At 35.9% G+C, this 13284-nt stretch carries 10 protein-coding genes; 4 read left to right on the top strand and 6 right to left on the bottom strand.

What is annotated here, in order from left to right:
- Nucleotides 1–5: 5 nt before the first annotated feature.
- The 4 genes from add to J4T76_RS01085 all read right to left on the bottom strand — a co-directional run bounded on the left by add (nucleotide 6) and on the right by J4T76_RS01085 (nucleotide 4861).
- Nucleotides 6–1169 carry an adenosine deaminase gene (add, locus tag J4T76_RS01100; protein WP_267341875.1) on the bottom strand — a complete coding sequence of 388 codons (1164 nt, stop codon included), beginning with the start codon at nucleotides 1167–1169 and terminating at the stop codon, nucleotides 6–8.
- A 293-nt stretch (nucleotides 1170–1462) separates the two neighbouring features.
- Nucleotides 1463–2713 carry a nucleoside permease gene (locus J4T76_RS01095; RefSeq protein ID WP_267341876.1) on the bottom strand — a complete coding sequence of 417 codons (1251 nt, stop codon included), beginning with the start codon at nucleotides 2711–2713 and terminating at the stop codon, nucleotides 1463–1465.
- Nucleotides 2714–2867: 154 nt separating this feature from the next.
- A complete protein-coding gene (deoD, locus tag J4T76_RS01090) occupies nucleotides 2868–3581 on the bottom strand; it encodes a purine-nucleoside phosphorylase (RefSeq protein WP_267341877.1) in 714 nt (237 codons plus the stop codon).
- Between the two features lie 50 nt (nucleotides 3582–3631).
- Complete coding sequence (locus J4T76_RS01085) at nucleotides 3632–4861, bottom strand: phosphopentomutase (RefSeq protein WP_267341878.1); 1230 nt, start codon at nucleotides 4859–4861, stop codon at nucleotides 3632–3634.
- Between the two features lie 568 nt (nucleotides 4862–5429).
- On the opposite strand from J4T76_RS01085, the gene murB reads away from it, so the two are divergent.
- The 3 genes from murB (at nucleotide 5430) to birA (ending at nucleotide 8611) form a co-directional block, all read left to right on the top strand.
- A complete protein-coding gene (murB, locus tag J4T76_RS01080) occupies nucleotides 5430–6440 on the top strand; it encodes a UDP-N-acetylmuramate dehydrogenase (protein ID WP_267341879.1) in 1011 nt (336 codons plus the stop codon).
- Nucleotides 6441–6540: 100 nt separating this feature from the next.
- On the top strand, nucleotides 6541–7692 hold the full coding sequence (locus tag J4T76_RS01075; protein WP_267341880.1) for an MFS transporter: 1152 nt from the start codon (nucleotides 6541–6543) through the stop codon (nucleotides 7690–7692).
- Nucleotides 7658–8611 (top strand): bifunctional biotin--[acetyl-CoA-carboxylase] ligase/biotin operon repressor BirA, encoded by a 954-nt coding sequence (gene birA / locus J4T76_RS01070; protein ID WP_267341881.1) that lies wholly within the window; start codon nucleotides 7658–7660, stop codon nucleotides 8609–8611. Before J4T76_RS01075 ends, birA begins: the two co-directional genes overlap by 35 nt.
- Before the next feature lie 51 nt (nucleotides 8612–8662).
- Here birA and J4T76_RS01065 read toward each other — a convergent pair whose 3' ends face one another.
- Nucleotides 8663–10999, bottom strand: a complete 2337-nt coding sequence (locus tag J4T76_RS01065; RefSeq protein WP_267341883.1) for a zinc/cadmium/mercury/lead-transporting ATPase — start codon at nucleotides 10997–10999, stop codon at nucleotides 8663–8665.
- 215 nt (nucleotides 11000–11214) lie between these two features.
- Between J4T76_RS01065 and J4T76_RS01060 the strand changes: the two genes are divergently transcribed.
- A complete protein-coding gene (locus tag J4T76_RS01060; RefSeq protein WP_267341884.1) occupies nucleotides 11215–12423 on the top strand; it encodes an MFS transporter in 1209 nt (402 codons plus the stop codon).
- A 70-nt stretch (nucleotides 12424–12493) separates the two neighbouring features.
- On the opposite strand, the gene surE is transcribed toward J4T76_RS01060, so the two are convergent.
- Nucleotides 12494–13273: a 5'/3'-nucleotidase SurE gene (gene surE, locus J4T76_RS01055; RefSeq protein WP_267341886.1), complete on the bottom strand. Its 780-nt coding sequence runs from the start codon at nucleotides 13271–13273 to the stop codon at nucleotides 12494–12496.
- Nucleotides 13274–13284: the final 11 nt, after the last annotated feature.

The following is a 13284-nucleotide window of genomic DNA, read 5'->3' as shown; positions in this document are numbered from 1 at the left end:
ATCCACTAACTCGTTATTGGTAGTGACTTTTGATATTTAATGAATCGTTCTATAATTGCAGGATGATAATTTGTGTCATGGATTGCTGCTTGGAGTGTTTGTTTGTCATCTAATGTAAAACATGACAAAACATCGTTAGTTAATTGCTCTTTTACTGAATCTTCAACAAAAGCGGCATCAATACCACATAAAGTAATATCCAATAATTCTAATCTTGAAAAACCAAATATTGATGAGGCAAGGTGATACTCTTTTTCGATGTCTGTACCAAAAATTCCGGCATCATCTGTATTTAATGTTATACGTACACCGTAATCATAAAGTTGGCGAACAGGGTGATTTCGAATATCGCCATGAAGTTCATTAACCAGTATACGATTGCTGGTTAAAGCAATTTCTAAAGTCACTTTTTTCTCAACCAACTCACGAATCAAGTTATTGTTCTCAATAGCGCGGATACCATGTCCAATTCTTTGTGCCCCATGTTTGAGTGCTTGAATAATGCTTTCAGCAGACTCAATTTCGCCTGCATGATAAGATTTTTTTAGTTTCAGCTGAGTTGCTAATTCATGCGCATCTTTAAAATCATCAAAATGACCAAAACTTTCATTTCCCGCAATATTAAATCCAGTGATAAATTGGTGAGGATTATCTTTAATAAAACGTAATGTGTCATAAACGATTTTAGCACCTAGATGCCTAACACCGATAACATGATACCTAACAGTCATATTATACTTTTTTTGTATATCCGTAATGGCGTTATCCATTTGACTGAGTGTTTGTTGAAATCTTTTTTGATCCCAAATAATTTCATCCTCAATTTTAGTCGTACAGATATGAAAAGGAGAGATGAAAAGCTCGCAATATATTAATCCTTGTTTGGCATTTCTACTGAGGAAGTCGTAGGTAATTAAATAATAATCTTCGGGCGTTTTTACAAAATTGGAAACAGTGTCATAAGTTTGAATGAATTGAACAAAGTCAGTTTCATCATAGCAATATCGACCATTTTTATACTCGTTTGCATCATATTGACCTGCTTTATAACATAAAGATTCAGGAAAAACGATGCGATTTTTTTCGGCTAACTGTTTTGCCATAAAAGGTGTAATACTACCTTCAATATGCTCATGTAAAATAACTTTTGGAACAGTATGTGTATTCATTTAATATTTTATCTAGTTTATTTTGCCAATTAAGTATAAATAATAATGATATGAAAAACACTGATTGGAAAGCTAAGCATAACAACTTTAGCTTTGTTAATCATAATCTTTACTATTTTACCTTGATCAGACATCTCATTGCCATACATTTTATGTAACTTAATCAGTTTTTATGCAGTAAGATGCATTAAAGTCATTGTAATGCATTACATATTTTGCAAGAAGGCAACAACCGTGGTTGCTGCCAACACTTTGATTATAAGAGTTTTATTTAACACGTCACAAATGATTAATTAACTATTTGCAGCTGTTGGTTTATTTAAGTCATCATTTTTAAAAATGATCATAAACACCACTGCCAATAATAAAGAGTAACCAGCAAAAATGAGCCATATGGTACGCCAATCGATAAGGCCATTTATTGTGTAATGATCAACAACAATGCCACTGATGGTTGAACCTAAATAAGCTCCGAAACCATTGGTCATGATCATAAATAGACCTTGCGCACTATTACGGATACTTGGTGAGACCGATTTTTCAACATACATTGAGCCAGAAATATTATAAAAATCAAACGCACATCCGTAAACTATCATAGATAAAAGCAGTAATATAAAGCCTGTTGGAGACGGATCACCGTAAGCAAATAAACCAAAACGCGCTACCCAAGCAAGCATACTAATTAACATGACATATTTGATACCAAGTCGTTTCATAAAAAATGGAACAAACAGAATAAACACTACTTCAGACATTTGTGAAATAGACAATAATACTGAAGGGTATTGCACAACTAAGCTATCGGCATATTCAGGAATGCTTTTAAACGAAAGTAAAAACGGATTACCAAACGTATTCGTTATTTGCAAAATACCACCAAGAAAAACGGCAAAGACAAAAAAGATTGCAATTCTTGGTTGTTTGAACAATACAAATGCGTCTAACCCTAAAGAACTAGCTAAAGATTTTCTTTTCGAGTTGTCTTTAGTAATGGTAATTAATGGTAGTGTTAATGAATATAAGCTAAGTAAAATTGAACCAGCAGCAGCAATATAAAGTTGCATGTTACTTAATCCAAATTTTAAGAAGCTTACTAGCCACATGGCGACAATAAAGCCAATAGTACCAAAAATTCTTATTTTCGGAAATTGGGAAATTACATCAAGATTTTGTGCTTCTAAGCAAGAATAAGAGATGGAGTTTGAAATTGCAATAGTTGGCATAAACGCAAGGCAATGTATCAAAATTATTACTACCATCATAAATGGTGATGTGACTGATGCTGCAATAAATAACGTAATTGCACCAATTAAATGACAAAGCATGAATAAACGATTAGCTGGAATCCATCTATCTGCCACAACACCTAGTAAGCCCGGCATAAATAATGACGCTATCCCCATTGTGCCATACACTGAACCTACTGTCATACCATTAAAATGTAACGTCTCCATCATGTAAGAACCTAAGGTGATCAGCCAACTCCCCCAGATAAAAAATTGTAAGAAAAATATAATCTTAAGTTTAAACTTAATATTCATTTTGATTCCTTATTAAATGACATATTTGATAATCTATTGCCTAACAATTACGAATAAAAAAATTTAAATTTAGGTAAATACTATTATCATTTTTATAGTGCTTTACCTATCAATATTTAGTTAAAAAAAATGGCAGTTAATCTGCCATTTATGATTATTGATTGAATAGTACAGATTCTAACGCAACGGTTATCATCTCTTTAAAACCAAGCTGACGCTGTTCTGGCGTCATCGCATCACCTTTACGAATATGATCAGACACCGTACAGATAGCAAGTGCTTTTGCGCCGTATTCAGCTGCCACACCATAAATACCAGCAGCTTCCATCTCTACGCCTAGAATATTGTATTTTTCCATGATATCGAACATTTCAGGATCGACACTGTAGAAAAGATCAGCGGAAAATAGATTACCCACTTTTACGTTTACGCCTAAATTTTTAGCAGCATTAACAGCATTACAGGTTAAATCAAAATCGGCAATTGCAGCAAAATCGCTATCTTTAAAACGTAAACGATTAACTTTTGAATCGGTGCAAGCACCCATCCCAACTATCACATCCCCAAGGTTTACATTAGGGCTAATGGCACCACAAGAGCCAATACGAATAATGTTTTTAACACCGTAAAATTTAACCAATTCAGTTGCATAAATAGAACAAGATGGAATGCCCATGCCATGCCCCATGATTGAAACTTTTTTTCCTTTGTAATAACCAGTAAAACCTAACATGGCTCTTACATTTGTTACTTCTTGCGCATCCTCTAAAAATGTTTCAGCGATAAATTTTGCACGTAACGGATCGCCAGGCATCAAAACTGTTTCTGCAAAAGCATTATCAACTGCGTTAATATGTGGGGTAGACATCTAATTCTCCTGATCTTTATTTCAAAAAACGATTACATTAACTTCATTTGCTACTTGTTAATAAAAGATTTACCATATTCCATTGCCGATAAATCAAAATAATCAGCGACACTTTGTCCAATATCGGCAAAAGTTTCACGATGCCCTAATGAGCCTACTGGTACACTATCACCATACACTAAAACAGGGATATGTTCGCGCGTATGATCAGTACCTGCCCAAGTTGGATCGCAACCATGATCCGCACTGATAATTAAAAGATCGCCTGGTTCAATTAGCGCTAACATTTCAGGTAAGCGACTATCAAAATATTCTAATGCAGCAGCATAACCAGCTACATCACGTCTGTGTCCATAAGAGGAATCAAAATCAACAAAATTAGTAAAAACAATGGTATTATCTTTGGCTTGTTTAATTTCTTCTAATGAGGCATTAAATAAAGCTTCTATGCCTGTTGCTTTAACCTTTTTGGTGATCCCAACATGGGCATATATATCAGCGATTTTACCAATCGAAACAACGTTGCCTTGTTTTTCGTCAACCAATTTCTTTAACATGGTTGGTGCTGGTGGCTCAACCGCAAGATCATGGCGATTACCAGTTCTCACAAATTCGCCTGCTTTTTTTCCAACAAAAGGTCTAGCAATAACGCGACCAATGTTGTAATCACTTTTATTGAGTTCATCACGTGCGATTTCGCACACTTCGTAAAGTTTGTCTAAACCAAACGTTTCTTCATGACAAGCAATTTGGAAAACTGAATCCGCGGATGTATAGAAGATAGGCTTACCGGTCGCCATGTGTTCAGCACCAAGCTCGTCCAGAATAACTGTACCCGATGAGTGGCAATTGCCAAGGTAACCAGGAAGTTTTGCGCGAGAGACAATTTTATCTAACAGATCTTGAGGAAAACTATTGGTTGTATCGGTAAAGTAACCCCAATCAAACAATACTGGAACGCCAGCAATTTCCCAATGTCCAGAGGGTGTATCTTTACCCGAAGAAATTTCGCTAGCATAACCATAAGCACCAATAATTTCACCTTCGGTTTGCATGCCTTTTGGATAGTGACCCGTTGACTCATATGCGGCTTCAATTAACCCTAATTTACCTAAATTAGGTAATTTAAGTGTGCCACTGCGTCCTTGTTCTGCTTTTCCTAATGCGCATTGTTCGGCAATATGACCTAATGTGTCGGCGCCTTCATCACCAAATTTTGGCGCATCTTTGGCACTCCCAATCCCAAACGAATCTAGGATCATAATAAAAACTCTTTTCATAATTTCCTCGAACTTATCAAAAACGTATCTTGTTACAAGTTATCTTCATACCGGCATTTTACTATAAGCTTATATGCGTGGGTACGAATTAAGGAACAACAGTCACTCGAACAAGTCTTCATATGTAGCTGTCTATTTTATAATAGTCATTTAAGTAATAACACCCTTGATATGAAATCTAGATGATAACGTCTATTATTTGCACTAAATGTATCTATAAACAATAATCAGTTTAACTGTAATTTTAAAAGACATCACTCAGGCATCTATAATACATGATCTAAAAAAACAAAAAAGATTTAAGCATGACTTTAGCCGTTTATTTGATTAATTGATCCACCAAAGTCGATCATTATCACATTTTTGTAATTAAAATATTAATAAATGTACATATTTTGGATTGCCAATAATCTTATAATGATTCGGGATTAAATAATTAATAATATAAGATTAACCACTGTGATAATATATGCAGCCATAAGTGATAAATTACCCAGTAATATCGAATAAAACATCTAAAACAATTTATTATTGGCTGTCTATTTCCACCCTGATAAGGTTGTAATGAATGAAACAAAGAATCCCAAATACCTTTAATCTTGAAGTTTATGCTCAAAAAGTGGTAACAGTAACTACGGTTGAACAATTAATGCATGTTTGGCAAAATAATCATCAGAATCTACCAATTATGATGCTTGGTGAAGGTAGTAATACGCTTTTTACTTGTGATTTTCAAGGAATTGTGATTGTTAATCGAATTGACGGTATTACTGTTACCGAAACCGAAAAAGCCTGGAATTTAAAAGTGGGTGCGGGCGAAATTTGGCATCAACTTGTATTACATACTATTGCGAATAATATCGCGGGGCTTGAAAATTTAGCGTTAATTCCAGGTTGTGTAGGTTCAGCACCAATTCAAAATATTGGCGCTTATGGCGTTGAGTTTCAAAAAGTGGCAGATTATGTGCAATTATTAGAACTTGCTACTGGAAAAATCATTACGGTAACGGATGGTCAATATGGTTATCGTGAAAGTATTTTTAAACAGCAGTATGCAGATGGGTATGCGGTGATTTATGTCGGGATTAAATTACCTAAACAGTGGCAGCCTGTGTTAACCTATGGCGAATTACGTAACTTTGATCCGAAAAATGTTACCCCTAAGATGATCTTTGATAAAGTTTGTGAAATCCGTCTTAGCAAACTGCCTGATCCTAAGGTGCTAGGAAATGGGGGGAGTTTTTTTAAAAATCCAGTAGTTGACAAAAGAGTTGCCGATAAACTACTTGAAATTTACCCAACCATGCCAATATATCCCCAAGCAGATAATCAAGTCAAACTCGCTGCGGGTTGGCTTATTGATCAATGTGGTTTAAAAGGATTTCAATTAGGTGGTGCTGCAGTGCATCAAAATCAAGCACTAGTATTAGTCAATAAAAATAATGCAACGGCTCAAGATGTGGTTGAGTTAGCGCGTTATGTTCGAAATGCCGTATTGCGAAAATTTTCGGTTAGTCTCTCGCCTGAAATTCGTTTTATTGGCCAAACAGCTGAAATTGATGTAGATAACTTTTTATAACTAACACTGTTATAAATTTAAATTGTCCATCATTTAGGTAGCAAAAAATAATTTATAATCAAGTAACAATTATAATTAAACAACAATATAGTAAAAAACGATGAAACATTCTTATTCATTTCCTATTTTATTAACAAGCTTATTATTTGTGACAATCGCTTTATCGGCACTCAATACCCAAGTGCCGTTATGGTTAGTGCGTAATGAGTTTTCACTAGGGCAAATTGGTTTAGTCGGTTCAAGTTACTTTGCTGGAAACTTGTTTGGTACCATTTTTGCTAATTGGTTTATTGGTAAATTTAACGCTCGTTATACCTATACCTACAGTTGTATTATCTTTGCTATTGCGACTATTGGTTTAAGCTTTTCAATGGATTTTTATAGCTGGGTAATATGGCGATTTTTTATTGGTATTGCCTGTGCAGTAACTTGGGTGGTGATTGAAAGTTGTATTTTAGTAACAGGAACCGTACGTACTCGAGGAAAAATGCTAGCGGTGTATTTAACCACTTATTATTTAGGCACGGTGTTAGGGCAAGCACTATTACAGTATTTTCCGCAGAATGTGTTGTATTTTGGTCTAGTGATTGCTTTATTAATGGGTCTGGCAATATTATTCATTTTGCTGACTCATTATAAATTACCGAAACGCAAAAAAAGCAGTTTTAACATCATTCCTATGATTTTGAATAAACCTTCACGCATTGGTTTGATTGGGTGTGTGATTGCTGGCATGTTGATCGGATCGCTCTATTCTTTATTACCCGCTTATTATTCTCATTTAGGCTATAACGACACTCAAGTTGCTAATTGGATGATTTTGCTTATTTTATCAGGAGTGATAGCACAAATGCCGGCTAATTGGTGTGCCGATAAATTTGGTCGACAAGTTGTATTATTGTTTGAATCCATATTAATGCTTTTTGCTTGTGTACTGTTGATATTTAATTGGTTTGATACATTAGCCATTATCTTGTTAGGAGCAACAATTTACACCATTTATCCTATATCTATGGCATGGGCATGTTCGTGTGTAAGAAAGCAAGATATTGTAGCGATGAATCAAGCCATGTTATTAACTAACACGCTAGGTAGTCTTATTGCTCCAGCAGCGATTGCTTATGTTATGGATAAAACGAATAATACTTATTTATTTGTCAGTTTTGCTATAATCTCACTTTATTTTATTGCTTTATTAGTTAAAAAAAGAGGAATCAATGCGCAGTCACCAAAATGCACTCAAATTAATTGAAATCTTAGCGGACGGCGAATTTCATTCAGGGGAAGAACTTGCAGTGGGTTTTGGAATAACTCGCGCTGGAATCAATAAAAATATGAAAGTGTTGCGCGAATGGGGGCTTGATTTCACATCGGTACAAGGTAAGGGTTACTGTTTAACTGCACCGATCGATTTACTTAAAAAAACTAAAATTGATCATTATTATCAAGCAGACAGTCGTTGCGAGATTTTACCTATTATTGATTCTACCAATCAATATTTACTTGATAAAATTGGGCAACTTTACTCGGGTGATTGTTGTGTAGCGGAATTTCAATCTAAAGCGCGCGGTCGACGTGGGCGTAAATGGTTTTCACCATTTGGTTCTAACCTTTATTTTTCTATGTATTGGCAGTTAGAGCAGGGCGTAGCTGCTGCAATGGGATTGAGCTTAGTTGTCGGGATTGTGATAGCCGATACTTTACGAGAGATATCCGGACAAGATATCAAAGTCAAATGGCCTAATGATCTTTATCTTAACGACCAAAAATTAGCTGGTATATTAATTGAGTTAGCAGGTAAAACTGGCGATTGTGCACATGCAGTAATTGGTATTGGCATCAACTTAATGATGAATAATCCAGATCCTAATATTGTAAACCAAAAATGGGCGAATTTAGGAAAGGTTGATCGTAATTTACTTGTTGCGTGCATTGTCAAAAACTTGAATATCAAATTATCTGAATTTGAAAAACAAGGCCTAGCGTTTTTTATAAACGATTGGAAACGATTAGATAACTTTGCTAATCGACCTGTAAAGCTGCTTATTGGTAATAATATTATCCGTGGTATTGCTAAAGGTATTAATGAGCAAGGTGCTTTAATGCTTGAACAAGATGGAAAAATCTATGCACATATTGGCGGTGAAATCTCATTGCGTGGTGATGATTAACCAATAAAAAACTATTCCATTTATTACATGGAATAGTTTTTAAATAGCGAGTTAAATTTTGTTTTTTTTACTTTTAAAACCTAGTACTCGCAAAGCATTGGCTGTCACAATGGCGGTTGTTCCGGAATCGGCTAATACCGCTAACCACAATCCAGTATAACCAAATAGACTTGTTATTAAAAACACTAACTTGATACCCAATGCAAGGGTAATATTTTGCTTAATATTACGGTTAGCAAAGCGGGTTAAACAAATTAAATTAGGCAAACTGAGCAAGCTATTTTTGGTTAATGCGGCATCCGCTGCTTCTAACGCTACATCGGTACCGCTGCCCATAGCAATGCCCACTGTAGCCGCTTTCATTGCAGGTGAATCGTTGATGCCATCCCCAACCATTGCAATGGAAGTCATGTTACGAATTTTTTCAATTTCGATCAGTTTGTCTGCTGGTAATAACTCTGCACGATAATCAATTCCCAATTCGTTTGCAATGGCTTTTGCCGCACGTTGATTATCACCAGTAAGCATTAAGGTTTTAAGACCCAGATCATCAAGAGCTTTTATTGCAGTCATGGAATCAGCACGTAACACATCTTGCAAGGCGATCATTCCTACTAAGTTCTGTTGTGTCACAACCACCACTACGGTTTTACCTGTGCTTTCAAGTTGATGGATTTTTTGCGCATCTTCATCATTTAATGGTTCGGATACCACGGTTACTTTATTGGGTGCAACAATATAATAAGTTTGATTATCGATATTGCCTTCAATCCCTACTCCCGCAATGGCTTTACGATCACTCGCCTCACTTACTTCAATCTGATGTTGGATTGCATAATCAACGATGGCTTTTGCTAAAGGATGATGCGAACCGCTTTCAATTGCCGCCGCAAGGGTCAGTAATTGTTGTGAGGTAACAGATTGAGCTATGACATCGGTGACTTTTGGCTTGCCTTCGGTTAGGGTTCCAGTCTTATCAAATGCCACCATTTTGATTGAACCAATATGTTCCAAAGCCGCTCCACCTTTAATTAATACACCTTGCTTGGCCGCATTGGATAGGGCAGATGTGATGACGGCCGGCGTTGAAATTACCAATGCACAAGGACAACCAATTAATAATAACGTCAATCCTCGATATACCCAAGTATACCAATCTTGATTAAGTAGTAGGGGAGGAATGACAATCACCAACAATGCAAACACGGCGATAGCTGGGGTATAGTAGCGGCTAAATTTATCAATAAATCGCTCAATGGGTGCTTTACGTTCTTCAGCATCTTCAATTAATTGTAAAATGCGATCTACGGCATTTTGTCCAGATTGCGAAATGACTTTAAGTTTAATGGTATTATCAACAACCAGCGATCCTGCCAAAATTTTATCCCCGGATAGATAATTGACCGGAATGGATTCACCTGTTAAGGCACTTTCATCAATGCTGGCCTGTTCACTCATTAAAATCACGTCAGCAGGTAGTCGTCCTCCTGATGAAATTTCGATAATATCGTCAGGTTTCAAACTATGACTTGCAACGGTTTTTCTTTTACCATCAATAATGAGCACCGTTTCTTGAGGCATTAAATGCGCAAGTGATGAAATCCCTTTTTTAGCTTTACTGGTTGCAAAGCCTTCTAACATTTCACCTATCATAAACAAAAAAAGTACCATGGTGGCTTCTTCAGCAGCGCCAATGAAAAGCGCACCTAAAGCTGATATACTCATCAATGATTCAATGGCAAATGGTGTACCACTACGCGTTAATATTAAAGCTTCTTTCAAAATCGGTACTAATCCGACAATTGCAGTAATGATAAAAGCATATTCCCCGGCTGTGTGATTCGCTAATAAAATAAGATAACTTATCACAATGAAAGAGCCTAAAATTCCTAATGGTAGGAAGGCTTTTTTATCAAAACTATGAGAATGCTCATGATGATGAGCCTGATTGGGTGTGGTTTCAAAAATCGGGGTATAACCTAATTCTATCACTTTGTCTTCAATCGTTTTTATTACGGTTTCATCATGCTTAGGAACAAAAACGATTAACTTTTCAGTAGAAAAAATAATTTTGGTTTGATGAATATTTGGTAGTGTTTTTACAGCATTTTCGATTTTACTTGCACAATGAGCGCAATCCATACCATTGATTTTCCAGGTTAATTTAACATTCTGGCTTTTCCGCTCAGGATCTTCCGGAGGATCTTCTATCTCATTTTTTTTCGTTGAACCTTCATTTTCACAGCCATGGCTTGCACCGTGATTGTCATTTGCATCATGGGAATGATGATTATCATGTCTATGATTGTGGGCAATATTTTGACAATCCTTATGACAATGGGCATGATTTTCATGATGGAGTTGTATATAATTGTTATTATATAACATAACGTTACCTCTTCTTATGGATGATTTTGATTGTACGCCTAAAAAAATAAAAAGAAATCTTTTTTTTATTTCATTGCTGGGGTAGATCTTAAATATTGAGTACAAGATAAGCTAAAAATTAAATCTCAAAGTTATCCATTTTATTTCTTTCTTTCACTGTATACCGTTCTTTTTTATGTTTATAATTGTACAAAATAAAATGATAGAGAAAGTTTATGTCTAAAGCTTCATCCTTTCGTCAAAAACAGAGTATTGTCTTTTTGGCCTTTCTAATTACGACCTTTATTGTCGGTATTGCAGGCGCTTTGCAATCCCCTACATTAAGTCGTTTCTTAACATTTGAAGTGAATGTCAATTCCCATTTAGTCGGGTTGTTCTTCTCGATAAATGCTTTAGCAAGCATTGTTGGTAGTTTTCTATTAGCAAAATATTCTGACAAAAAAGGGGATAGGCGCTATATTGTTATATTTTGCTGTTTAATGGGCGTTGCCAATAGTGTTACTTTTGCTTTTACGCGTCACTATTTTATATTGATCACGCTAGGTGTTCTCTTTGCCGCATTATCATCGGCTGCCATGCCACAAATTTTTGCTCTAGCACGTGAATATGCAGTAAAATCAGGGCGTAATGTGGTTGCTTTTAACTCATTAATACGTGCTCAGTTATCATTGGCATGGGTATTTGGTCCGCCAATATCATTCGGTTTAGCTTTAGGGTTTGGCTTTACTGTCATGTATTTAACTGCAATGTCCATGTTTATAATAGCGATGTTATGTGTTGCGATATTCTTACCATCGGTCGAAAAAAATCCTACCTCACAACTCAGCAGCGCAGCAGATTTACAAGCGACCAATGTACCACTTTGGAAAAATTGGAATGTGGTTTGTTTATTATTATCCACGGTATTTATGTGGACGGCTAACATGATGTACATTATCGACATGCCACTCTACGTTGATCTCGTTTTACATCTTCCCGACTCTTTACCCGGTATTTTAATGGGATTGGCTGCTGGTATTGAAATCCCCGTGATGCTCATTGCAGGATTTTTAGTGCCTTATTTGGGCAAACGAAATTTATTTTTTATTGCCATTACAAGTGGATTCATTTTTTATATTGGTATGATTTTTTGTACTGGCAAAGTTGCTTTATTGGCGCTACAGTTGTTTAACGCAGTATTTATAGGAATTGTAGCAAATATTGGCATTATCTACTTTCAGGATCTGTTGCCAACCAGAATGGGTGTTGCCTCAACACTCTTTAATAATGGGATTATTTTTAGCGTTATACTGGCAGGTATGTTGCAGGGGTTTGTTTCTCAAGCCTATGGGCATGAAGTTATCTATTGGATAGCGCTAGTGATGGTTGCAATATCATTACTGTTTTGTGCACTGGTTAAAAATGAAAAAACTAAAGATAGTTAATCACTAACCGATTAACCTTTACTCATTCGTCTTCCAAAATATTGGAAGACGACTTCACAATCAACCATTATCACTCAAATTTAGCTAACAACTTTTCATAGAAAACATAATCTGTTCTTTCATAACCAAGCGGTGTAATAGCGATAAAATGATTATTAGCAGCATCTAACTCTTTATTATCATCATCAAAAACCTGCTGATTACGCTTGGCTCTAAACCAATAATAATCATGACCTTCAGGATCTTGAGTCGGTGCCACCACAAAACGACTTACATCACATTCACCTTGCTTAGTAATTTTTAATCCTCTAATTTGGTGAGGATCGCAAGCAGGAAAATTAACATTAAAACAGACCTTTTTCGGGATAGATAACGACAACAGTTTACGAATGACCGATTCAGCATGATGCGTAGCACAATCCCAGACCGTTGGTTGGTGATCTTCAGTAGAGTATTGGCTTAAGGCTATTGATGGTATGCCTAAAACTGTTGCCATCATAGCACCGCCAACGGTACCAGATAAAACTGTTTCAAATCCCACATTCGAACCGTTATTAATACCTGATAACACCAAATCGGGTAAATTATTGACCAATAAATGTTTAATAGCAAATAACGAACAATCAGCAGGGGTACCATAAACCGCGTATTCTCGTTCATTACGCTGTGCCACTCGAAATGGTGTTTTTAAACTGACTGAACAAGATACGCCACTTTGATCAATCGCGGGTGCGACTACCCAAACTTCATGAGCAATTTTATTCGCCACATCCTTTAAAATTTTAATGCCTGATGCATCAATACCATCATCATTAATTAACAAAACGCGTTTTATTACTTTATGAAACATTTTTTATTTCC

The sequence above is a fragment of the Gilliamella sp. B3022 genome, from assembly GCF_028751545.1.
GTDB lineage: Bacteria > Pseudomonadota > Gammaproteobacteria > Enterobacterales > Orbaceae > Gilliamella.
This window is presented reverse-complemented; position numbering and strand designations above follow the sequence as displayed.

Coding starts and splice junctions, on each gene's coding strand:
- birA (WP_267341881.1), top strand. CDS start 7,658: ATGCGCAGTCACCAAAATGCACTCAAATTAATTGAAATCTTAGCGGAC.
- J4T76_RS01095 (WP_267341876.1), bottom strand. CDS start 2,713: ATGAATATTAAGTTTAAACTTAAGATTATATTTTTCTTACAATTTTTT.
- surE (WP_267341886.1), bottom strand. CDS start 13,273: ATGTTTCATAAAGTAATAAAACGCGTTTTGTTAATTAATGATGATGGT.
- J4T76_RS01065 (WP_267341883.1), bottom strand. CDS start 10,999: ATGTTATATAATAACAATTATATACAACTCCATCATGAAAATCATGCC.
- J4T76_RS01075 (WP_267341880.1), top strand. CDS start 6,541: ATGAAACATTCTTATTCATTTCCTATTTTATTAACAAGCTTATTATTT.
- deoD (WP_267341877.1), bottom strand. CDS start 3,581: ATGTCTACCCCACATATTAACGCAGTTGATAATGCTTTTGCAGAAACA.
- murB (WP_267341879.1), top strand. CDS start 5,430: ATGAAACAAAGAATCCCAAATACCTTTAATCTTGAAGTTTATGCTCAA.
- J4T76_RS01060 (WP_267341884.1), top strand. CDS start 11,215: ATGTCTAAAGCTTCATCCTTTCGTCAAAAACAGAGTATTGTCTTTTTG.
- add (WP_267341875.1), bottom strand. CDS start 1,169: ATGAATACACATACTGTTCCAAAAGTTATTTTACATGAGCATATTGAA.
- J4T76_RS01085 (WP_267341878.1), bottom strand. CDS start 4,861: ATGAAAAGAGTTTTTATTATGATCCTAGATTCGTTTGGGATTGGGAGT.